The organism is Croceicoccus sp. BE223 (genome assembly GCF_031457155.1).
Lineage (GTDB): Bacteria > Pseudomonadota > Alphaproteobacteria > Sphingomonadales > Sphingomonadaceae > Croceicoccus.
In genome coordinates, this window is record NZ_JAVDWB010000003.1 from 291956 (window position 1) to 314589 (window position 22634).

Annotated in this window: 23 protein-coding genes; 18 read left to right on the forward strand and 5 right to left on the reverse strand. The window is 65.0% G+C overall.

The features are described 5' to 3' along the window. Positions 1-3: 3 nt before the first annotated feature. The 11 genes from J2X37_RS08925 to J2X37_RS08975 are packed head-to-tail and all read left to right on the forward strand — an operon-like array spanning position 4 to position 10309. The gene (locus J2X37_RS08925; protein ID WP_310020168.1) at positions 4-1356 is read left to right on the forward strand and encodes a type II and III secretion system protein family protein; all 1353 of its coding nucleotides are present in this window, start codon (positions 4-6) and stop codon (positions 1354-1356) included. Further along, a complete protein-coding gene (locus J2X37_RS08930) occupies positions 1346-1609 on the forward strand; it encodes a hypothetical protein (RefSeq protein WP_310020170.1) in 264 nt (87 codons plus the stop codon). The genes J2X37_RS08925 and J2X37_RS08930 overlap by 11 nt, the downstream gene beginning before the upstream one ends. A gap of 31 nt (positions 1610-1640) precedes the next feature. Beyond that, positions 1641-3212 carry a pilus assembly protein TadG-related protein gene (locus J2X37_RS08935; RefSeq protein ID WP_310020172.1) on the forward strand — a complete coding sequence of 524 codons (1572 nt, stop codon included), beginning with the start codon at positions 1641-1643 and terminating at the stop codon, positions 3210-3212. Positions 3213-3223: 11 nt separating this feature from the next. Further along, the gene (locus J2X37_RS08940; protein ID WP_310020174.1) at positions 3224-3706 is read left to right on the forward strand and encodes a pilus assembly protein; all 483 of its coding nucleotides are present in this window, start codon (positions 3224-3226) and stop codon (positions 3704-3706) included. Further along, on the forward strand, positions 3703-4401 hold the full coding sequence (locus J2X37_RS08945; protein WP_310020176.1) for a TadE/TadG family type IV pilus assembly protein: 699 nt from the start codon (positions 3703-3705) through the stop codon (positions 4399-4401). The genes J2X37_RS08940 and J2X37_RS08945 overlap by 4 nt, the downstream gene beginning before the upstream one ends. A gap of 43 nt (positions 4402-4444) precedes the next feature. Then, positions 4445-5584, forward strand: a complete 1140-nt coding sequence (locus tag J2X37_RS08950) for an AAA family ATPase (RefSeq protein WP_310020179.1) — start codon at positions 4445-4447, stop codon at positions 5582-5584. A gap of 3 nt (positions 5585-5587) precedes the next feature. Next, positions 5588-6961 (forward strand): CpaF family protein, encoded by a 1374-nt coding sequence (locus tag J2X37_RS08955; protein ID WP_310020181.1) that lies wholly within the window; start codon positions 5588-5590, stop codon positions 6959-6961. Between the two features lies 1 nt (position 6962). Further along, positions 6963-7964 (forward strand): type II secretion system F family protein, encoded by a 1002-nt coding sequence (locus J2X37_RS08960; RefSeq protein ID WP_310020183.1) that lies wholly within the window; start codon positions 6963-6965, stop codon positions 7962-7964. Between the two features lie 2 nt (positions 7965-7966). Continuing rightward, positions 7967-8947 carry a type II secretion system F family protein gene (locus J2X37_RS08965; RefSeq protein WP_310020185.1) on the forward strand — a complete coding sequence of 327 codons (981 nt, stop codon included), beginning with the start codon at positions 7967-7969 and terminating at the stop codon, positions 8945-8947. A gap of 38 nt (positions 8948-8985) precedes the next feature. Continuing rightward, the gene (locus tag J2X37_RS08970) at positions 8986-9783 is read left to right on the forward strand and encodes a tetratricopeptide repeat protein (protein WP_310020188.1); all 798 of its coding nucleotides are present in this window, start codon (positions 8986-8988) and stop codon (positions 9781-9783) included. A 55-nt stretch (positions 9784-9838) separates the two neighbouring features. After that, a complete protein-coding gene (locus tag J2X37_RS08975) occupies positions 9839-10309 on the forward strand; it encodes a prepilin peptidase (RefSeq protein WP_310020190.1) in 471 nt (156 codons plus the stop codon). Positions 10310-10378: 69 nt separating this feature from the next. Here J2X37_RS08975 and J2X37_RS08980 read toward each other — a convergent pair whose 3' ends face one another. Then, entirely contained in the window at positions 10379-10765 is a 387-nt protein-coding gene (locus tag J2X37_RS08980; RefSeq protein WP_310020192.1) for a response regulator, read from the reverse strand. 70 nt (positions 10766-10835) lie between these two features. Between J2X37_RS08980 and J2X37_RS08985 the strand changes: the two genes are divergently transcribed. The 6 genes from J2X37_RS08985 (at position 10836) to J2X37_RS09010 (ending at position 17734) form a co-directional block, all read left to right on the forward strand. Continuing rightward, positions 10836-11588 carry a TonB family protein gene (locus tag J2X37_RS08985; RefSeq protein ID WP_310020194.1) on the forward strand — a complete coding sequence of 251 codons (753 nt, stop codon included), beginning with the start codon at positions 10836-10838 and terminating at the stop codon, positions 11586-11588. 200 nt (positions 11589-11788) lie between these two features. Continuing rightward, positions 11789-14131, forward strand: a complete 2343-nt coding sequence (locus tag J2X37_RS08990) for a glycosyltransferase family 4 protein (RefSeq protein ID WP_310020196.1) — start codon at positions 11789-11791, stop codon at positions 14129-14131. Continuing rightward, positions 14115-15389 carry a glycoside hydrolase family 130 protein gene (locus J2X37_RS08995; RefSeq protein ID WP_310020366.1) on the forward strand — a complete coding sequence of 425 codons (1275 nt, stop codon included), beginning with the start codon at positions 14115-14117 and terminating at the stop codon, positions 15387-15389. Before J2X37_RS08990 ends, J2X37_RS08995 begins: the two co-directional genes overlap by 17 nt. Before the next feature lie 8 nt (positions 15390-15397). Next, positions 15398-16432, forward strand: a complete 1035-nt coding sequence (locus J2X37_RS09000; protein ID WP_310020198.1) for a sugar phosphate nucleotidyltransferase — start codon at positions 15398-15400, stop codon at positions 16430-16432. Next, positions 16429-17235: a class I mannose-6-phosphate isomerase gene (locus J2X37_RS09005; RefSeq protein WP_310020200.1), complete on the forward strand. Its 807-nt coding sequence runs from the start codon at positions 16429-16431 to the stop codon at positions 17233-17235. The genes J2X37_RS09000 and J2X37_RS09005 overlap by 4 nt, the downstream gene beginning before the upstream one ends. A gap of 58 nt (positions 17236-17293) precedes the next feature. After that, positions 17294-17734 (forward strand): DUF2721 domain-containing protein, encoded by a 441-nt coding sequence (locus tag J2X37_RS09010; RefSeq protein WP_310020202.1) that lies wholly within the window; start codon positions 17294-17296, stop codon positions 17732-17734. Position 17735: 1 nt separating this feature from the next. Here the strand turns inward: J2X37_RS09010 and J2X37_RS09015 are convergent, their stop codons facing one another. The 4 genes from J2X37_RS09015 to J2X37_RS09030 all read right to left on the reverse strand — a co-directional run bounded on the left by J2X37_RS09015 (position 17736) and on the right by J2X37_RS09030 (position 22021). Beyond that, a complete protein-coding gene (locus J2X37_RS09015; RefSeq protein ID WP_310020204.1) occupies positions 17736-18032 on the reverse strand; it encodes a polyhydroxyalkanoic acid system family protein in 297 nt (98 codons plus the stop codon). A gap of 1 nt (position 18033) precedes the next feature. Further along, on the reverse strand, positions 18034-18858 hold the full coding sequence (locus J2X37_RS09020; protein WP_310020206.1) for a hypothetical protein: 825 nt from the start codon (positions 18856-18858) through the stop codon (positions 18034-18036). A 10-nt stretch (positions 18859-18868) separates the two neighbouring features. Continuing rightward, positions 18869-20086: a toxic anion resistance protein gene (locus J2X37_RS09025; protein ID WP_310020208.1), complete on the reverse strand. Its 1218-nt coding sequence runs from the start codon at positions 20084-20086 to the stop codon at positions 18869-18871. Between the two features lie 96 nt (positions 20087-20182). Further along, a complete protein-coding gene (locus J2X37_RS09030) occupies positions 20183-22021 on the reverse strand; it encodes a glycoside hydrolase family 15 protein (RefSeq protein ID WP_310020210.1) in 1839 nt (612 codons plus the stop codon). A 200-nt stretch (positions 22022-22221) separates the two neighbouring features. Here J2X37_RS09030 and J2X37_RS09035 point away from each other — a divergent pair, with 200 nt between their 5' ends. Continuing rightward, entirely contained in the window at positions 22222-22623 is a 402-nt protein-coding gene (locus tag J2X37_RS09035) for an MAPEG family protein (RefSeq protein ID WP_310020212.1), read from the forward strand. Positions 22624-22634: the final 11 nt, after the last annotated feature.

The following is a 22634-nucleotide window of genomic DNA, read 5'->3' on the forward strand; positions in this document are numbered from 1 at the left end:
ATCATGTTGAAACGATCGCTGATCGCCATCGCCCTGGCGGGCGCCAGCCTCGGGCCGATGCCGGCCCTGGCGCAGGATGCCGGGCTGCACGCCGGTTCGCTGGAAGTCTCGCTGAACAAGAGCGAGGTCGTCACCGCCGACCGCCCGATCGCAAGGGCCATGGTCGGCAATCCCGCCGTGGCCGACGTCATGCCGATTTCGGATCGCTCGATCTACGTCCTTGGCCTTGCAACCGGCACGACCAGCCTGACGCTTTATGACCGGGCCAATCGCGTCATCGCGGTGATGGACATCAGTGTCGGCCCCGACGTCGACGGCATCCGCCGCGAAATGGCGGACCTGCTGCCAGGCGAACAGGTCGATGCGCGCATTTCCGGCGGCCAGATCATCCTGTCGGGCACCGTGTCCGACGCCGGCGCGGCGGCCCGCGCGGTGCAGATCGCCAAGGTCTTTGCCAAGGACTCCGTCGTCAACCTGATGTCGGTCGGCGGCAGCCAGCAGGTCATGCTGGAGGTGCGCTTCGCCGAAGTCGAACGCAACATCGGCCAGCAGCTTGGCGTGCGCGGTTTCGGGATCGGCAAGGATGTCAATTTCGCGGTCGGCGACGGCGCGTCGATCGCGCCGCCGGATGGCGATCTTGGCCTCGCGGCGGTCAGCGGGGCCTACGGCGTGCTGAACACGATCTTCTCGATCGGCGATCTCAGCATCGATGCCTACCTTGATACGCTGGAGCGCAAGGGCCTGTCGAAGACCCTGGCCGAACCGACGCTGGTCGCCCTGTCGGGCGAACCGGCGGAGTTCCTTGCTGGTGGTGAATTCCCGATCCCCGTTTCGCAAGGTGACGGCGATGCCATCACGGTCGAATTCAAGCCCTTTGGCGTCGGCCTCGGTTTCACGCCGACGGTCCTGTCCGACGGGGTGATCAACCTGGTCGTCGCACCGGAAGTCAGTTCGATCGATTCCTCGGCATCCGTCACAGTGGGCGGGATCTCGGTTCCGGGCCTGCAGACGCGGCGGGCGAAGACGACGCTGGAACTGCGCGACGGGCAGAGTTTCGCCATCGCCGGCCTGCTGCGGCAGGAGTACACGACGTCGGTGCGCCAGCTGCCCTTGCTCGGCTCGATCCCGATCCTCGGCACGCTGTTCCGCTCGACCAGCTTCCAGAAGGGCGAGACCGAGCTGCTGATCGTCGTCACGCCGCGCCTGGTGAAGCCGATCCGGCCCGACCAGGTCCGCCTGCCGACCGAGCGGGTGAAAAACCCGGACACCCTCGAAACCCTGCTGGTCGGCGACGACTACCAGCCGGTCAAGCTTGCGCCCAATGCCAGCCAGAAGGATCCCGGCTATGAATATTAAGCTTCTCGTCCCCGTGGCGGCGCTGGGTCTGGCCGGGTGCTCGACGTACTACAGCCCAGGCGCCGGCCATCTCGACGAGGCGGACTTCGGCGAAGCGAACCGGATGACGTTCTCGGCCATGGTGGTCGATCCCGATCCGCAGTATGATACTCCGATGGAAGGAAACGCCGAACGGGCCGTCAACGGCATCGAGGACTACCGCGAGGGCAACGTGGAGGAGCCCGAAGAGGTTCGGTCGACGGAGACCCAGTGATAGAGGAGGGGCGCCGGTCGCCCGCAGGTCTATGGTCTTTCGCAGGTTCAGCAAGGACGACACGGGCGCGATCGCCCCGCTTTATGCCCTTTCCCTGTTCGGGCTGATCGGCATGGCGGGCGTGGGCTTCGACTATGCCCGCGTCATGGCTCTCGACACCGAATTGCAGAACGCGGCCGACCAGGCAGCGCTGGCGGCGGCGAGCCAGTTGGATGGCAAGGCGGATTCGATCACGCGCGCCCAAGCGGCGGTCAACAACTATTTCGCAAAGGCGGGCGGCGCTTACGTCAATCAGACGCGGCTGTCTAACATCGATGACGATGGTGATGGCGACACGCGTTCCATCACCCAGGTGAGCTTTGCGTTCTGGGAGGATTACGTCAACGATCAGCCCACCAATCCGGTGGCGCTGACGGCATCCGATTCGTCCGAGGCTGAAGTTGTCCAGGTTTCGATAACCCAGCGCGCCTTGCGTTACGCGCTGACGCCCATTGTCGGTGCGATCGTGGGGCGGGCCGGGGCGTCGGCGATGGCTTCGGTCGAATCCGCCTTTTGCAAGGTCCCGCCCCTTATGGTTTGCGTGCCGAACGCGAACTTTGGCGCAAACGACGCAACAGGCACGTCGCCCGATCGCGGCACCGGCGTGATGCTGCACATGCTGCCGAACAGCAAGGCCGGACCCGATGCGACGGACGCGGAATCGGTGTCGCTGACGCCGGGCATTTTCGGATTTCTGGATTTTCCCTATCCCTCGCCGGTTGGCGGCAACCCGAACACCAGCTTGGGCTGGGAAGTCGCGAACCCGTCCTGCACCGGCGAAACCGTCGATTCCGAACCGGGCGTGCGTTCACCCGAGGCGGGCGCGCTGGCGTCCCGCTTCGATGTCGGCAGCGACTGCCTGGCGGGCGGGACCTTTTGCCCGGCCTCGAACACCACGAAGAACCGCGTCTACCGGATCAGCAGCAATACGGACCCGGCCAGTTTTACCTGCCCGTCGAACCCGATCAGCGGCAACACCGCCGCGGCGGAGGCCAACGGCGGTGGCGAGGGTTGGGTCGCCATGAGCGATGCGGACTTGGCCGGTGCTTCCAGCCCCGGTTATCCGCGCGACAACAGTCATACCGGCAATATCGGCAACAAGGTCTGGGATATCGCAAGCTATTTCAGCGCAAATTACGGGTCGACTGTCGGGGCGGTAACGGGTGGTGCGCTCACCGCGTCGGCGACCCGATACGACGTCTACAATTGGCAGAAGGCCAATCCTTCCAGTCTGACGCCGCGCCTCGTCGCGCAGAACATCAGCAAGAAGCCTTACAAGTATTATTGCGCCTATCCGAAGCCTATCGGAAAGCACGCGAGCATGACTCTGCCGACCACGACAAAGGATCGGCGCGTGCTCAGCCTTGCGGCTGTGGATTGCACTGGCCTGAACGGACGCTCGCCGGTCGACATCCTGCGCTATATCGACGTTTTTTTGGTCGAGCCGCCTTTGACCTCGGCATCTGACAAGGAATTTTACGTCGAGGTCATCGGCGAAACCAGCATCCCCGGCGGAACCACCTTCCAGACGTTCGCGAAGCGGAAGGCGGTGCTGCTGCGATGACAAGGATCGGCATGTTCCTGCGCTCCGATCGGGCGGCTGCGGCATCGGAATTCGTGCTGGCGATGCCGATCATGCTGGTCCTGATCTTCATCTCGATGGAGGCGGGCAACTATTTCTGGAACGAGCAGAAACTCATTCAGGCCGTCCGCGATGGAGCGCGGTATGCGGCAAGGCTGGATTATGCCACCGTTTGCGATGCCAACTTCGCGACCGGCACCGCCAACACCAAGATCCGCAACGTCATCCGCACCGGACGCCCCGATGGCGTCGGCTATCAGCGACTTCCAATCTGGGACGAGTCGAAGGTTCAGGTGACGCCCAATTGCGGGGCGTTCGTCAGTACCGGTATCTACAGTGGGCTGGGCACGGCGGGCGCCATCGTCAAGGTGTCGGCGGTTGGCATGCCCTATCGTTCGATCCTGGGCACGCTGGGCTTTTCCGCCGGGTCTGTCGCGCTGGCGGCGAGCGAGAATTCGCCGGTGATCGGCGCATGATGCGTCTGTGGACAGAGACCCGGGCAGCGAGCGCCGCAGAGTTTGCGCTGGTGCTTCCGGCTGCGCTGCTCCTGCTTTTCGGCGTGATCGACGTGGGGCGCTACGTCTGGATCCTCAACCAGTACGAAAAGGCCGTGCAACTGGGCGCGCGTTACGCGGTGGCAACGCAGGTCGTCGCCACGCCCTTGAAAACTGCCGATTATTCCTTGATCACCTGTCCCGGCGCCAGCGGCCCTTTGAAGGCCGGGGATACGATCTGTGCCGAAGCGATGAGACCGCTTACCTGCACCAGTACAGAATGTACCTGTGCCAGTACGCCGGCATCGGGCGTCTGTTCTGCGGCCAGCGGAACGACGTTCAATTCCGCGGCCTTCGACAATATCGTCAGCCGGATGCGCGTGGCTTCGAAAAGGATCGGTCCGTCCAATGTACTGATCGAGTACGCGGGCAGCGGAATAGGCTACCTGGGAGATCCTGGCCGCACTTCGGACTGCACCACATCGACGAGCGGTGGCAAGACAGTTGTGCCTCCGGAATGTCAACTGCCCGACATCGCTCCCATCGTTACCGTCAAATTAACCGGTTTGACCTATCGTCCGATCACCTTGAGCCTTTTTGAGGACGCGTTGGTCAAATACCCGACATTCTCCTATTCCCTGACGATGGAAGACGGAGACGGGGCGGTAGCGAGTTGAGACGATGGGGAAACATGAAGTTATCTTGCAAACTGGAAGCGGGATGAATCGAAAACTGCCCTCCGGTATCTATGCGGTCGCACAGTCGCAGCATGCGGCGGCCTTGAAGGCGTCGCTTGGCGACGGCATCAACCTCGTTGCGTCACCGGTCACCGAAGACGTCTCGTCCGATATCCTGAGCAAGGCGTCGATCCTGGTGCTGGAGGTCGATCCCGGCCAGCCGGATTCGATGGCTCGGCTCTTCGATGTCCGCTCGCGGCGTCCGTCGCTGCCGGTGATCGTCGCGCTGGAACACGCCGACCTGCGGATGACGCGGACCCTGATCCGCCAAGGCATTGCCGACGTTGCGACGCTGCCGTTTGACGTGGGGGAATTGACCGGTCAACTGATCGAGGTCGCTGCCCGCCATGCGCCCGCGCACGACGGTTCGCTGGCGCCGATGGTTTCGGTGGTGCGGGCGGCCGGCGGAGTCGGGGCGACGACGCTGATCACGCATCTCGCGGAATCGATGGCCGACTGCAACGGAAGGCCGCTCGAAGTCTGCGTGATTGATCTCGACCTGCAGTTCGGTCAGGTCGCGAACTACCTCGGGCTCAATCCGCAGACGACAGTGCTCGACCTGCTCGAAGCGTCGGAGCGGCTCGACAGCGACCTCGTGCGCGATGCCGCCGTGGCCGCGCCACAGGGTATTTTCGTGATCGGCGCGCCGTCGCAGATCGCGCCGCTGGAAGAAGTGGACGTCGATCGCCTGCTCAACCTCGTCAACGTGGCGCGGCAGACCTTCGATTTCGTGCTGCTCGATCTGCCGTCGAACTGGACCAACTGGACCCTGTCGGCTGCGCTCGCCTGCAACGAGATCATGGTCGTGACGGATCAGTCGATCACCGGTCTCAGGCAGACCAAGCGGGTCATCGAGCTGTTCGACATCATGCAGGTCGGGCGGGAGAACGTGCGCATCATCGTCAACCGGGTGGAAAAGAAGCTTTTCCAGCCCATCGGCGTCAGCGAAGTGGCGGACACGCTCAGCCGCGAGGTTTCGGCCACGGTCGCGCGCGACAAGGGCGATCTGCAGATGGCACAGGATCGGGGGGTCCTGTTGTCGGAATCCGGGCGCAAGTCGGCGTTCGTGAAGGACATCGATCGGCTGGCCGATCAGATCTGTGACAGGGTCGTGGGGAACTAACAGATGAAATGGTCGGTCAAGCGGGCGGAAAACGCAGTCGAGGCAGTCGCGCCGGAAAAGCCCGCGCCGCTGCAGACACTCGACGGCGAACAGGACGAGGCGAAGCGCCGCGCGCTCGATCTCAAGGTCTCGATCCACCGTGCGCTGCTTGACAAGATCAATCTCTCCGCGCTCGACAAGATGCCGCGCGAACAGATCCGCTCGGAACTGTCCGACATCATCGGCGAAATCCTGACGCAGCGCCACGAACCGCTCAACCGCACCGAACGGACGGCGCTCGTCGACGACGTGCTCGACGAACTGCTCGGCCTCGGCCCGCTCGAACCGCTGCTGCAGGACGATTCCATCACCGACATCCTGGTCAACGGCCCGCAGACCGTCTTCGTCGAACGCAACGGCCTGCTCGAACGGGTGCGGACGGAGTTCCAGGACGACCGCCACCTGATGCGGATCATCCAGAAGATCGTGTCCGCCGTGGGCCGCCGCATCGACGAAAGCTCGCCCTTCGTCGACGCCCGCCTTGCCGACGGCAGCCGCGTCAACGCCATCGTCTCGCCGCTGGCGGTCGATGGTTCCCTGCTCTCGATCCGCAAGTTCGCAAAGAAGCGCATCGGCATCGACCGCCTGATCGAGCTTGGCTCGGTCCCCGAACCGATGGCGCACGTCATGCGCGCCGTCGTCGCCTCGCGCCGCAACGTGCTGATCTCGGGCGGCACCGGCTCGGGCAAGACGACGCTGCTCAACGCAATGTCCTCGTTCATCGACGAGCGCGAACGCATCGTCACCATCGAGGATTCGGCCGAACTCCAGCTGCAGCAGGAGCATGTCGCCCGGCTCGAAACCCGCCCGCCGAACATCGAGGGGAAGGGCGAGGTGACGCAGCGCGATCTCGTCAAGAACGCGTTGCGCATGCGGCCCGACCGCATCATCGTGGGCGAAGTTCGTGCCGGCGAAGCGTTCGACATGCTTCAGGCGATGAACACCGGTCACGACGGGTCGATGACCACGGTCCACGCCAATACCCCGCGTGACGCGCTCTCGCGTCTCGAGCAGATGATCGGCATGAGCGGCATCGACATCAGCGCCAAGTCCTCTCGCGCGCAGATCGCCTCGGCGATCAACGTCGTGGTGCAGGTCGGCCGTCTTTCGGACGGTCGGCGCCGGGTGCTCAGCCTGTCGGAACTGACCGGGATGGAGGGCGAAACGATCACGATGCAGGAAATCTACCGGTTCAAGATTTCCGGCCGCGACGAACACAACAACGTTATCGGCCGGTTCGAGGCGACCGGCATCCGGCCCAAGTTCCACGCCGAAGCGGTCGCCGCCGGCATCGAACTGCCGTCCGAACTGTTCCGCCCCGACTTCGACATGAACTGAGATGCTGGACTTCCTCTTCAAGATCATCGCGTTGCTGGCCGTCTTCGGGGCGGTGTTCCTGGCGACGCAGGCCATCCTCGACTGGTCGTTCAGCCGAACCGCGCACACGCGCGCCGTCAACAAGCGGTTGAAGATGATCCGCGAGGGTGCCTCACGCGAGGAAATCATGTCCCGCCTGCGCAAGGCGACGCCGCGACAGCTGACCAGCTTGCCCGGCTTTATGGTCGGTCCGGCGAAGAAGCTCGAGAAGACGATGATGACCGCCGCTTTGCCGGTTGCGGCGACGCAGGCCATCTTCTTCATGATGGGCGCCTTCGTCGCGGTCATGGCGCTGTTGCTCCTCGCGATCGGCGGGGCGGGCATCGCATTTTCGGCGGGAACCTTCGTCCTGGCCTTCGCGCTGGCCGTCTGCGCAACCATACTCCTGCCCCTGATGGTGATCAGTTCGATCGCCCAGCGCCGGCGCAAGAAGGTCGAGGAGCAGTTCCCGGTCGCGCTCGACGTCTTCGTGCGCGCGCTGCGTGCCGGCCATCCGATCGCTTCGGCCATTGAACTGTTGACGACAGAGATGGAAGACCCGATCGGCAGCGAATTCGGCCTGGTTTCGGACGAGGTATCCTACGGCGCCGAATTGACCGATGCACTCGGCGCGATGGCCGATCGCTGGGATCTCGAGGACATCCGCATGTTCGTCGTCAGCCTGTCGGTCCAGAACGAGACCGGCGGCAACCTGGCCGAGATCCTGCAGAACCTGTCCGAAGTGATCCGCGCCCGCGCCAGCCTCTTCATGAAGGTCCGCGCGCTCAGCTCCGAAGGGCGCATGACCGGATGGATGCTGACCATCCTGCCCATCGTCGCCTTCCTCGGCCTGTTCACGGTGAACCCGGAATTCTACCTCAGCGTCGCGCAGGAGACGATGTTCATCGTCGGCTTCATCGGCCTTCTCACGCTTTATGGCATCGGGTTCTTCTGGATCCGCAAGCTCGTCAACCTGAAGGTCTGACCATGCTCGATCTCATCCTTTCCAACCAGGCGGCCCGGATGGCGACGCTGTTCGGCATCTTCGTGATCGTCGCGGGCGTCGCGATGATCGTCATCGGTGTCGTCAACCGCAGGTCGCAGGTGCGGGCCGGGTTGCAGCAGATCGCCAATTCCAACGCGGTAATGGTGGAGGAAAGCGCAACGAGCCTGCGCCAGCGCGAGAACCAGAACGCCTGGGCGCGCCTGGCCGACATGATCGAGCGGACGGGCCTCGACCTCACCGACACCAAGAACGAGCGCCTGCGCGACAGGCTGATCGCCGCGGGCTACACGCACCCGGCAGCGCCGCGCATCTTCACGCTCGCCCGGCTTGGCGTGATGATCATGATGCCGCTCTATTTCGTGGTCCTGATGTTCGCCTATTCGGAGGAAACGCCGTCGTTCCTCACGCTCTATCTCGGTTGCTCGCTGATGGGCGTGCTGGGGCTCTACCTGCCCAACCTCTTCATCCAGGCCAAGGCCGACCGGCGCAAGGAGGAGATCGTCAACGGCTTTCCGGACTGCCTCGACCTCATGCTCGTCTGTGTCGAGGCGGGGCTTGGCATCGAGGCGGCGATGGACCGGGTAGGCCGCGAAATGGTGAAATCGCACCCGCTGGTCTCGCAACTGCTGTCGATCGCGGTGCTGCGGCTGCGCGCCGGCGCGACGCGAGAGGAGGCGTTCCGGCGCCTGGCCGACATGGCGCGGGTCGACGAGATCCGTTCGTTCACCACGCTGCTTATCCAGTCGGACAAGCTGGGCACCAGCATGTCGTCGACCTTGCGCGTCTATGCCAATGAAATGCGCGAAAAGCGCCGGATGCGGGCCGAGGAAAAGGCCCACCGGCTGCCGGTTCTCATTTCCATTCCACTTGTGGTATGCATGTTGCCGACGATGATCGGCGTGCTGATGCTGCCTGCCAGCATTCGCGTCGTGCGGGACATATTTCCGCTGATGAACCGATAGGTCGCCAAAGGGGGGTAAGACTGATGCGCAAGATCGTCATGCTGGGCGGGCTGATGCTCGCAGCGACGTCGCTTTCGGGGTGCCAGGTGTTCGGCGGGGGCAAAGAGGCCTCGCTTTCGGCGCAGGATTTCGACATGTCCGAATATTTCGAACGTCGCCTCGCCACGGGCCGCGCCGAATTGAAGGCCGGCCGTCCGACCCAAGCGGTAGTCGCATTCCGGCAAGCCTCCTACGACCCGCGCTACGCGGGGGAGGCCTACAACGGCATGGCCATCGCCTATGCCCAGATCGGCCGCGATGATCTGGCCGCATCGTTCTTTGCCCGTGCGGTGGCCGCCGCACCGGAGGATGAGCGGTTTGCCCGCAACCTGGCCCGGCTCGAGGGGCGCGGCCTGATGCCGACCTTGCCCGACGCCGCTCCGGTGGAGATGGCGGTTAACGACCCGGCCTTGCCGACCGCTTCGCTCGCCGACGCCGTTGCCCCTGTGGCCGCAGTTCCGACGGCCGCAGCCCCCGCCGCATCCGTCGTTCAGCCTGCCGCTCGTACGGCCCGGGCTGAACCGCGCAAGCGCGAGCTGACCGGCGCCGTCCGCGTTGAGCGTGCGCCCGCAACCCAACTGGCCCGCGCCAGCACCGGGCAGGTTCGCATCGGCGCGGAAGCATCCGGAGCCGTGCATCTCGCGGAAAAGGGCCATCCGAACGTCGGCATCACGGTGGAAGGGCGCAATTCCTCGCTTCGCGTCGCGCAGCTCGCTCGCCGCGGCGCTCAGGCCCGCAAGGCCTATCCCATCCGCATCGTGCTCAATTCGCCCGCCGCACGGGCGCAGCGCGATTGATCGCCGCCAGACTGCCGACAGACCAGGCACCTGACCTTTTGAGGATCGCCAAGGCGTGAACACCCCCGCAGTCGCGCTTGCCGCCGTGTTCGTCCTGTTTGCGCTGACCGGCGCCGGCTACGACATCATGACCCGCCGCATCCCGAATTGGCTCAACGCCGCGTTTCTGGTCGCCGGGCTGGTGCTGGTGACGGCGCTGTCTGGCTGGGAAGTCGGCCTCTCGGGCCTCGGCCATTTCGTCGGGGCGCTGATCGTCGCGATGATCATTTTCGCGTTGAAGATGTGGGGCGGCGGCGATGCCAAGTTCTATGCCGCCAGCGCGGCGTGGTTCCCGGTGACGGAAGCGCTGGGCCTGTTCGTTTCCATCGCGATCTCGGGCCTGATCGTCGCGATCGCGTGGCTGATCATCTTCAAGGTTTCGGGGCGCAAGGTGGCGAAGGGCGAAAAGGTCATGCCCTACGGCGTCGCGATCGCCATGGGCGGCATCCTGACGATGCTGTCGAACCCGACACTGGGCCTTTTCTGACAAGTCAGTGAAGGCTGTGGCGCGGGCCGCATTCCTCCGAAACGAACCGCTTGCGCACCAGAAGTCCCCCTATCCGCAAGGCCAAGTCTTCGGGCGAGAAGGGCTTGCTGACATAGTCCGAGGCCCCGCCTTCAGGGCGGCCAGCACGTCGGTCTCGCTGCGGCGGGCGGTCATCATCACCACCGGGATCGGCGCGGATTTCGGATTGCCCTTCAACGCGAAGAGCGTTTCCATGCCGTCCTTCACCGGCATCATCGCGCCCAGCAGGATCGCATCCGCGAGGCGGTAACGCATCCGTTGCAGCAGTTGCTCGCCGTCCTCGACGGTCACGCACTCGTGCCCCGCCATGGTCAGGCGGTGCCGGACCATCCCGACCAGGATCTCGTCGTCGTCGGCTACCAGAATGTAGGCCATATCACCCTCGCTGTCTTCGACGTCATCATAGCGGCCTGTCACGCCATCCGGTCACGGGCGGGCCGGCAAGGGTTTTCGGGAACGCACGCGCACTGCGCGTCGTTGAAGCGAGATGGACTCCACGCAAATCGTCGAAACCCGCCGCAGCCGCGCCGTGGCCAGGGCCAAAGAGCGGATGAGCGGTCGCAAGCTGGCTACGGTCGTCGTGGTCGCGCTGATCCACGTTGGCGCCGTGTTCGCATTGCTGCGCGCATTCGACATCGACGTCGTGCCCGATGCCGTGAAGTCGATCGTCTCGTTCGATGTGCCCCTCGTCGCGACGCCCACGCCGGAGCCGGAAGAGGTCGAGGAGGTCGAGCCGGAGGGCGCTTCGGGACAGGCCGCGCCCACTGCCAAGGCCAAGGAAATCAGCGCGCCGCCCGCGCGGGTTCCCAAGAAGAAATCGCCCCCAGCGCCGCCCGTTTCCAACACCGGCACCGAAAACCGGTCCGGTGCGGCGGCAGGGGGCATCGGGACCGGCGGCGGTGGACCGGGCGTTGGCACCGGCAGCGGCGGCAGCGGGCAGGGCAGCGGCGGGGTGCCCTTCGCCCGTCGCGCCGAAAAGGTGTCCGGCGAAATCCGCACCAGGGATTATCCGCGCGCCAGTGCCGACGATCGCAACGGGGCTTACGTGATCGTCCACTTCACCGTGACTCCCGAGGGAGCCACTCGCGATTGTCGGGTCGCTCGTTCCAGCGGCAATCCCGAGGTGGATCGGATCACCTGCCAGCTCGTGATCGAGCGGTTTCGCTACAAGCCCGCCATCGATGCCAACGGGAACGCCGTATCGGAGAAGGTGGGCTGGAAGCAGTGGTGGTGGCGCTGAGCGCTAGAAGACAGGGGAGATCTGCCGCATCTGCGATTTTCTTTCGCATCTGCGATAAACATATATCAACATTCCCGCCAAGCGTGATACTTTTGCGACGAGTCGCCTTCTGCGACTCGAAAATTCCGCAATTGCGAAGGAACCGCCACGTCGCTGAAGAATTGCTTCAGCATTAACCAGCGTAACACGGGGTGACCAGGATGGCGGATGTGATCAGCGGCACGAGGTCAATCGAGGAAGCGGGGGTTTTCCCGCTCTTCCCCTCTCCCAAGCCGCGTTCGATCCATCGCAGGATGGCTGTCATCGGAACCTACGTTCCGCGCAAATGCGGGATCGCCACGTTCACCGGCGATCTCGTCGAGCAACTCGGCCGGTATCACCCCGAGATGCAGGTCGAGGTCTACGCGCTGGTAGACCCCATTTCGAACACAGCCTATTCCCGACTTGCCGGCACGATAGCCCAGCACGATCGGGAGGATTATTTCCGCGCCGCCCGTGCGATCAACGAAAGCGGTGTCGATGCCGTGTGGTTGCAACATGAATACGGCATCTTCGGCGGCGACTGCGGCGAAATGGTCTGCGATTTCGTCGACCGGCTGGCTGCGCCGTTAATCCTCACGCTCCACACCGTCCTCGCCGATCCCAATCCGAAGCAGCGCGAAATCCTGCGGCACCTGCTTTCCCGCGCCTCGCAGGTCATGGTGATGTCGCAGCACGCGGCAGACTTGCTGGCGGGCATGTACGGCGTCGGGCGCGAGCGTCTTTCGGTGATCCCGCATGGCGCGCCGGATCGGCCGTTCGGTCGCCAGTCCCGGTTCAAGGACCTGCTGGGGCTGGGAGATCGCCCGGTGCTGATGACGTTCGGCCTGCTTGGCCCCGGCAAGGGGATCGAGACGGCGATCAAGGCCTTGCCCGCGATTGCAGAGGTCCATCCCGATGTGATCTACCGGATCGTCGGCGCGACGCACCCCGACCTCGTCGCTCGGGATGGCGAAAGCTATCGCGAGGGATTGCAGGCGCTGGCCGGGCAACTTGGGGTGGAGCACCACATCGAATGGGTCGACCGTTTTGTCGATACCTCGGAACTGCTCGACCAGCTTGAGGCCTGCGACATCTACATCACGCCCTATCCGGGCTTGCAGCAGTCGACCTCGGGCACGCTCAGCTACGCCGTCGCGTTGGGCAAGGCGGTGGTGTCCACCCCTTATCTCCACGCCCGCGAACTGCTGGCCGATGGCGTCGGCGAACTGATCGAGCCCAATTCGGACTTGGCGATCGCGCACGCGGTAAGCGACCTGCTGGCCAACCGAGACCGGCTCGCCGCCATGCAGCGCAAGGCCTATGCCAAGGGGCGCGAGACGATCTGGCCGCGCTTTGCCGATGCCGCCGCATGGCTTGTCGAAAAGGCCGCTAGCGACGTCTCGGTCGCGGCATCGCGCATTTTTGCGACGCCGGGCCTGATCGGGTTTACCACGATGGTTGATGCCGTGGGCATGATCCAGCATGCCATCGGGACGGTGCCCGACCGCAGTCATGGCTATTGCCTTGACGACAACGCCCGCGCGCTGATGCTGGTCAATCGCGCCGAAGGCTTCGCCAGCGGCGAGGCGGAGTGGCTGTCCGACACGTTCGCGGCCTTCATCCAGCACGCCTGGAATCCCGATAGGCAGCGGTTCCGGAATTTCATGGGCTACGACCGGGTGTGGTGCGAGGACTACGGCTCGGACGATTCCAACGGTCGTGCGCTATGGGCCCTTGGCGACACCGCCGTCAACGGACGGAGCGAGGACCTCCGCTGGTGGGCGCGGGGCCTGTTCGACGCCGCGCTCCAGGGTTTCGCGAACATCGACTCGCCGCGCGCCATCGCCTTTGCCGTGCTCGGCGCGGCGGGCCGGTTGGAAGGGGAACGTGACCATGCCGGCGCGCTGGCGCTGATGGAGCGTGCAGGCTCGCTTCTCTGCAACCTGCTGGAGGAATCGCGGCGTCCCGACTGGGCCTGGTTCGAGGCCGTGCTGGGCTACGACAACCCCCGCCTGTCGCAGGCGCTGATCGAGGCGGGCCGCGCCCTGAACCGGCGTGACTGGATCGAGGCCGGGCTGTCGAGCCTGCGCTGGATCGCGGCGCAGCAGAGCTCGGCATCGGGACATTTCCGCGCGGTCGGTTCAGACAGTTTCCACAAGCCGCACGAAAATCTCCCGTTCGACCAGCAGCCGCTCGAGGCGCAGGCAGCGGTGGAGGCGGCGCAGTCGGCGTACCGTGTCGACGGAGAAGAGCACTGGTATCGCCATGCGCTTGCCGCCTATCGCTGGTTCCTTGGCGACAACGATCGCGGTGTGGCCTTGGGAGACATCGCCACCGGCCGCTGCCGCGACGGCATCACCGCGCGCGGGCCGAACCGGAATTGCGGGGCGGAATCCATATTGGCATTTCAACTGGCGCACTATGGCATGGTAGCGCTGGCGCAGACCCGGCGCGCCGATTCGGGTGGAGATATCCTTGCGAACGACCGAATATCCCGAGAGCCCGCTGCGCATCGCCGATGAAAGGCTACAGGCTGATCCCTCCCGCGTCGTTCTAAGACCGTTTCACCTGGGCTGGCAGGCCCGGACCGCAGATGGCAATCGCGCCTTCAAGCTGGTGCAGGATATTTCCGCGCTGAGCGAAGAGCAGGCCGAACTCGAATACCGCCGCGTGGCGAACGACTTCGCCGAACGGCACTGGCAGACCGAACGCATGTTCCTGGAACGTTATGCCGAGGTCGAGGACGTGCTGGGCCTCGACGGCAATGCATTCAGCGAGATGCGGCGCAAGCTCATCGGCAGCTATTTCTGCCACGAATACACCTATGCCGCCGCCGCGCTGATGAACCCGTCGATCGTTCCGCATCCCGACCAGTCGGGCATGGCGGGCGGTGCCTGCCGCTTCGTGATGTCGTTGCGCGCGGTGGGCGAGGGGCACATCAGTTCCATCGCCTTTCGCGAAGGGATCTTCCAGCCGGGCGGCGACTTCACGCTCTGGCCGCAGTCCAGCTTCGCCACCGCCGCCGACAGCGCGATCGCCGAAGTGGCGGGTGACGAGGCGGTGACCGTCTACCGGCACCCCGATTCCAGCCTTTCCAACACCGTGATCTTCCCGGTGACCGAACAGCAGGCGGGGGGTCTCGAAGACCTGCGCCTCGTCCGGTTCGATCACGGCGGCGGCGACTATGAATGGATCGGGACCTACACCGCTTACAGCGGGCGGGCGATCCGCTCCGAACTGATGCGGACCTGCGATTTCAAGAGCTTCACGCTCGAACCGATCAAGGGCCGGGCCGGGCGAAACAAGGGCATGGCGCTGTTCCCGCAGAAGGTCGGCGGCAAGTATGCGATGGTCGGGCGGCAGGACGGCAAGAACCTGTTCCTGCTGACTTCGGACGATCTCGAGTGCTGGGACGACGAAGGCGCCTTGCTGATGACGCCGAAGTATCCGTGGGAGTTCATCCAGATCGGCAACTGCGGCAGTCCGCTGCTCACCGAACACGGCTGGCTGCTGTTCACCCATGGGGTTGGCGCGATGCGCAAGTATGCGCTCGGTTGTGCACTCCTCGACCGTGACGACCCGTCGAAGGTTCTCGCCCGCTCTGTCGCGCCGGTGCTTACTGCCGAGCACGGCGACAGGGCCGGCTATGTCCCCAACGTGGTCTATACCTGCGGCGCGCTGTTGATGGGCGAGGAACTTCTGGTCCCTTACGGCATATCCGATAGTGCGGTCGGTTTTGCGACCACGACAGTCGATAATCTATTGAAAATCATGGAATAGGGTCTGGCATGGCGAAATTGGTTCCGGTCGTTCTGTGCGGCGGCAGCGGGACGAGGTTGTGGCCCCGGTCACGGGCGACGAAGCCGAAGCCATTCATCCCGCTGGTCGACGACGAACCGCTGTTCATCGCTACGCTGAAGCGCTGCGGCGACCCGGACCTGTTTGCAGCGCCCGTCGTGGTCACCGGTGCCGCGCATCTCGATCATGTCGAGGCGCAGTTGGCCGGTGACGGCGGCGAGGTCATCGTCGAACCGATGGCGAAGAACACCGCCGCCGCCATCGCGCTGGCCGCTTGCCGCATGGACGAAGACGACGTCATGCTCGTCTGCCCCAGCGATCATCACATCGCCGACTGCGATGCATTCAACGCCGCGGCCGCCCGCGCGGCGCAGCTTGCGGGCGAGGGGTGGCTGGTCGCTTTCGGCATCACGCCCGACGCTCCCGAAACGGGCTTCGGGTATTTGAAGCAAGGCGACGAGATCGGTGACGGGGCCTGGCGGATCGAGCGGTTCGTCGAAAAGCCGGACCGCGAGCGAGCCGAGCAGTTCCTGTCGGAGGGCGGCTATAGCTGGAATGGCGGGCTCTTCGCCTTTCGGGCGGGCACGTTCATGGACGAACTGGCCGCATACCGCCCCGCAATCGCCGATTGCGCGCGCCAGTCGGTTGCCTCCGGCCACACCGAAGGTCGTCGCTTCTATCCGGGCGCCGACGCTTTCGCCCGGATCGAGAGCGAGAGCGTCGACTACGCGGTGATGGAAAACACTTCGCAGGCGGCGATGGTCCCCGTCTCGATGGGTTGGTCCGATATCGGCAACTGGCACGCGCTGCATGCCGCTGTTGCCAGCGACGCGGATGGCAACACCGTGCGCGGTCGCGCGGAACTAGTCGATTGCCGCAATGTTATGGTCGATACCGACGGGCCACGCGTTTCGGTCATCGGGCTGACCGATGTCGTCGTCGTGGTCGACGGCGACGAGGTATTGGTCACCACGCGTGAGGGCGCACAGAAAGTCGGCAAGCTTGCCGGGGCCGTCAACCAGTGAGCCGGGTGCTGCCGACAATCAGCGTCGAGAAGCCTTGGGGCAAGGACCGCTTGCCTGCCCCGTTCACCGCCCCCGACGGGCAGCGGATCGGCGAGATCTGGTTCGAGCCGCCCGCCGAACTGGACCAGTTGCTGGTCAAGTACATCTTCACCACCGAAAAGCTTTCGGTGCAGGTCCACCCCGACGATGACCAGTCGGAGGCTGCGGGCAAGGGGCGGCAGGGCAAATCCGAATGCTGGTACGTGATCGACGCCGAACCGGGCGCGACGCTGGGCATCGGCTTTGCGGATCATGCCGATACAAACACCCTGCGCGCCGCGGCGCTAGATGGCTCGATCGAAGACATGCTGGTCTGGCACGAGGTGCGGGCGGGGGACTTCTTCTACATCCCGGCCAACACCGTCCACGCCATCGGGGCCGGGGTCAGCCTGATCGAGGTGCAACAGAACAGCGACATCACCTACCGGCTCCACGACTATGGCCGGCCGCGCGAACTGCACCTGGACGAAGGGCTGGCAGTGGCAAAGGGCGAGCCTTACGACATGGGTCTGGCCCGGCATGTCTCGCCGACAGGGACGATACGTCTGGTTTCCGGCCCCTTCTTCGTGCTCGACCGGGTCGACGGCCCGATGGGGGCAGAGCTTGTGGCCGATTATCCGGGCGCACTGCTCGCCATACCGCGGTCCGACGGAGTCACTGTCGGCGGCAGCCCGGTCGCGGTCGGCGAATGCGCGCTGGTCGACGCCGTCGAGGCGCTCGACATCGCGCCGGGGGGCACATGCCTGATTACCCGCCCGCTGTGAAACCGGGCGGAGCAGGGCGGCGTTTGCGGGGACCGACCGCCTCGATTAGAAACCCGGAATGATCGTCGAATCCATCCAGCTGGCGCTGGCGCCCGTGTTCGTGCTGGTCGCCATCGGCAACATCCTCAACATGCTCGCATCGCGCCACGCGCGCGTCGTCGACCGCACGCGCGAGATGCAGAAGTCGTTTCTTTCGACGACAGGCGAGGACCATGACGCGAGCGTCCGCGAACTGCGGATGCTCGCGCGGCGCACCTACCTGATCAGCCGGGCACAGCTGGCGCTCGTGCTCAGTGCGATCGCCATCGGCCTGTGCGTCGTCGCAATCTTCAGCAGCCAGTTCGTCCACGCTTCGACCGAGCCGCTGGTGGCGCTTTGCTTCGCGCTGGCGATCGGCCTGCTACTGTGGGGATTGGTGTTGTTCCTGATGGAGACGCGCGTCGCCTCGGCCCAGCTGCGCGTGCCGCTGAGCTTCCTCGAACTGGATCGCGATCTCTAGATCAGGAGAGCAGCTTGCGACCCTTGTCCGCGAGCGCGCCCTGGATCATCGGCTCGACGAAGGAAAGCGCGGGCGGCAGGTCGATGGTGAAGACGACTTCGCTGTCCTCGATATCGACGTTTCCGGTCAGGGCCTGGCCCATCGCGCGGATCGTCATCAGCATCCGGTCTTCGCTCGCCCATTCGGTCTCGATGTCGGCCATGCCGCCGGGCACGAAATTGGCGATCGAATCCTGCTTGCTGTCGAGGCGACGGCGCACCTCTTCCTTCGAGAGGGAGTGCGGCACGGCTACGCGCATGTCAGTTTTCCTTGGATGATGGTGTCTCGGTCCCCAGCGCCGGAGCGGTTGGCGCGGCTGGGGTAAGCGGGGTGTCGGGCGCCGAGAGGCGGGGCATTTCGCCCTCGTCCATCGCATCGCCGTACTTATAGTCGAGATAGCGGCTGCGGACAGCCAGCGCGTCGAGCGCGCCTTCGGCCAGTTGCCGGGTCACGGTGTCGATCTCGCGGCTGATCGAGCGCAGGCTGTCCTCCAGCTGGCTGTCAGGGGTCGAGCCGGCGCTGCCTTGTGCGCGAAGATGGCGCGGGATGCGGGTGTAGCTTTCCACCACCTCGGGCAAGTCGCGCGTGATGAGCCCGCGAACCGCGACGGCGGCGGGAGTGTTCTCGTCCAGATGGCGCAACTGCTGGCCCAGCCCGTCGAGCTGGACGCCGATGCCGTCGACGATCTGCTGGGCCGGTGCGGGCAGGGCGGGCCGCTGCGATTCGAGCCAGAGCTCGGTTCTGGCGACGTTCTCGATCAGGTCGCCACGCGCGAGGTTGTCGCGCCGCGGCATGCTCATCTTCGGGAAGCGTGTCAGCACCGCGACCGCAACGATCATCGCGAGCACGGTCACGAACAGCCCCTCGAAACCGAGCGCTGAGACGAAGAGGCCGAAGCCCATCGCCGCCACCACGATGGCGGCGACCGCGACCAGGACGCGCTTCAGCCGGGCTGCGGCGTGCTCGCGCTTCAACCGCGCCGAACCTTCGCCGATGGAGCGGCGGTGGTGCCCCCCGGCGCGGTTGACGACGAGGCTGTTGCGCCCGGCGTTCAGGATGCGATCGGATTCGTGGGTGCTGTCCATCGCGCCCGCGTCAGCCCTCGATGCTCAGCAGCGGGTTGGCCTGCACCTCGACCTGCGCCTTGTTGGCACCTTCGGCCCGGGCGATGTACCCGCGCGAGCGTTCGACCTCGTTCGCCAGCGTGTCGACCGTCTGCTTCATTGAATCGAGCGCCTTCACCTTGAAGGTGTCGATGGTGTCCATCGTGTCGTAAATGTTCTGGAACGCGCGCTGCAGCGTTTCGAGCGGGATCGTGCTCGACGCCGCCTGTTCGTGGATCTTCCCGGTCTGGTCGCGCAGCATGGTGCTGGTCGAATCGATAATGCCCGCGGTCGTGGTGTTGAGCGCGGTGATCTGGCCCAGCACCAGCTTCTGGTTGGTCATCGCCTGCGCCACGGTGACCGCGGTGCGAAGCGCCGACACGGTCGTGGTGCTGGCGCGGTCGACGCCCTTCACCAGTTCGACGTTGTTCTTCTTGACCAGGTCGAGCGCGAGGTAGCCCTGAACGCTCACCGCCATCTGGGTCAGCAGGTCCTGCGTCCGCTGGCGGGTGTAGAACAGCGCGCTCTCGCGGATCGCCTTGGCCTTGGCCGGGTCGGTCGCGTCGAGGTCGTTTGCCGCGTCCTCCAGCTTCTGGTCCAGCGTGCGCGAGATGTGGATCATCTGCTCCAGCTTGCCCATCGCGTCCCACAGCTTGGCGCGTTCGACGTCGATGGCGGCGTTGTCCATCAGCAGCTCGTCCTTGCCGCTGGCAAGGCGGGCGAGGATCGACTGGATATGCCCCTGCGCGCTGGTGTAGCTGTCGAAGTAGTTCTTCAGCTTGTTGCCGAAGGGGATGATGCCGAGGAACTTGCGCCCGGTCATCTTGCCCTTGCGGCCGGGATCGAGATCCTCGACCGTGCGGCGCAGTTCGGTGAGATCGGCACCGATGCCGCTGTCGGCGTCCATCGCCTTGACCGGGCGGTCGAGGAAGCGGTTGGACATGCCCGATGCGGCCATGATCTCCTTGCGGCCCATGCTGGTCAGCTGGTCCACCTTCTTGCCGAATTCGGGCGAATTGGTGTCCTGCGCGACAAGGTCGGACACGAAGAGATCGACTTTCGCCTCCAGCTTGGACTTGGTGTCGTCGCCCACCGGGACAAGCCCGACGGCCTGTTCGGCGCGCACTTCGGGCACGGGGCTCGGCGGTTCGAGGGTGAGCGGCGTTGCGGTGGCAGTCGCGGCAACTGGTGCGGTCGGCTGTTCGGCCATGGTCATCCCGTTCGCATCGGGCGGAAAATCCGCTCCGGATCGACAACTGTATTAGCGATGTAAGACACGCCTTTCAAGGGATGCCATCGCTATGCCCTATCGATACTCGTTCCAGCTTTTCGACAGCATGACCGCACAATTGATGATCCCGACCAGCGAGTAGGTCTGCGGATAGTTGCCCCATAGCTCGTTGCTGGCCGGATCGATGTCCTCGCTCAGCATCCCGGCACCGGTGCGCCGGTCGAGCATGACCTCGAACAGGCGGCGCGCCTCGTCCGCCTTGCCGGTCAGCGAGAGCGCCTCGATCAGCCAGAAGGTGGCGACATTGAACGCGGTGTGCGGCATGCCGAAATCATCGGCGGTGTTGTAGCGCAGCATGTGGTCGCCGCGGCGAAGCGATTTCTCCACCGCGTCGAGCGTGGCGTGGATCTTGGGGTCGTCCTTGGACACGAAGCGCAGGTCGAGGAGCTGGATGATGCTGGCGTCGCGCTGCACGCCGCCGAACACCGCCGAGATCAGCCCCTCGTCCTCGTTCCAGCTGCGCGCCATGATCTCCGCGCGCAGGCGAGCGGCATTCTCGCGCCAGTACGCCTCGCGCTCGTCCAGCCCCAGCACTTGCGCCGAATGGGCGAGCCGGTCGCAGGCGGCCCAGCACATCGCGGCGGAATAGGTGTGCACATGCGTCGAATTGCGCAGTTCCCACAAGCCTGCGTCGGGCTGGTCCCACACCGACAGGGCGCGTTCGCCGACCTTTTCCAGCCGGTGGAAATCCTCGATCCCGGATATCCGCAGCAATCGGCGGTCGGCGAAGGCCTGCGCGCTCGACAGCACGATCTGGCCGTATGCGTCGTGCTGCACCTGGTACCACGCGGCGTTGCCGATGCGGACCGGACCCATGCCGCGATAGCCGGCGAGGTGCCCGGCCTCGCCTTCCGGCAGTTCGGGATTGCCGCGCACGTCGAACATCGGGTGGATGTGGCCGCCCTTCGCATTGTCGACGATGTTGCGCAGGAACCCCAGGTAGCTTTCCAGCACGTCCAGCGCGCCGATGCGGTTCAGCGCCTGGACCGTGTAATAGGCGTCGCGCACCCAGCAATAGCGATAGTCCCAGTTCCGGCCGGAATCGGCGTGTTCGGGGATCGAGGTGGTCAGCGCGGCGACGATCGCGCCGGTATCCTCGTGCTGGCACAGTTTCAGGCCGATCGCGGCCCGGATGACCGCGTCCTGCCATTCGAACGGGATGGCGAGGCCGCGCACCCAATGGCGCCATTCCTTCGCGGTGCGGCTGAGCATGTCGCCGATCCCGCTTTCGAGGCCCGTGGAAAAGCTTTCGTCGGGTCCGAAGAAGAAGTGCAGCGGCCGTTCGACGCGAAAGGGCGATTCCTGCTGCACCAGCCCGATCGGCGCATCGGTCGTCAGGCGCATGGCCATGGCCGGGTGGCGGAAGGTGATGTGGCTTGACCCGAAGCTGCGTTCAGGGTCGCGCGCGCCGTATTCGGCGGCGGGGCGCAGGTTCATGGTGATGCGGGGACTGCCCGCCGTCGGCCGCACGATGCGCGCGAATGCGACCGGGCGGTACATCCGGCCCTTGTCCTGGTAGCGCGGGCAGAAATCGAGCACTTCCAGCGCGTTGCCGGCCTCGTCCGCAAAGGTCGTCTTCAGGATCGGAGTGTTGCGGATGTAGGACTGGCTGGTGACGCGTCCGCCCTCCATCGCGATGGACCAGAAGCCGCGCGCCTCGTCACCTTTGCCGTGGTCGAGAAGCGAGGAGAAGACCGGATCGCCATCCACCCGCGGGATGCAGGCCCAGACGAAGGTGCCGTGCCGGTCGACGAGGGCGGAAGCCTGGCAGTTGCCGATGGGCCAGAGTTCGAGGTCCGCAAGGTGGCCGGTTTCGTGGGGGTGCGTGCTCGCGCTCTGATTCGGATGGCTCATCGCGGGGAAGGTAGGTCGGGCGAGGGGGCAAATGAACCCCGCGAGGCGATCTTTTTGCACTGCACCATACGAGGAGCCCAATGCCTCGTGTCGTCCCGCGCATCCTTCCTCTGGCCAAACCGCCCAGCCAGGACGATACCTTCATCCGGGCACTGGCTATGGGCCAGGTTTGGCGGCAACCCTCATCGAGAGGAATGGCGATGGCGATCGAAATACGGATCCTGGTTTATGCGGCGATCCTGCTGCTGGTGCACGTCTTTACCGAGGCGCACTACAAGACGAAACAATACGGTGCGAAATGGAACATGGGCGCCAGGGACGAGGACCTGCCGCCGCTCAACCCGATCGCCGGTCGCCTCGGTCGGGCGCGGGGCAACTACCTCGAAACCCTGCCGATCGCGATCATCGCGCTGCTAGGCGTGGTCGTCGCGGACAAGACCAGCGAGTGGACCGCGCTCGGCGGCTGGATCTGGCTGGTCGCGCGGATCGTCTACCTGCCGCTTTACTGGGCGGGCGTGCCGAAGGTGCGCACGCTGGTGTTCCTGATCAGCCTGGTCGGGCTGGGCATGGTGATCTGGCCGTTAATCTGGGCAGGGGCCTGAGCTTCGCGAAC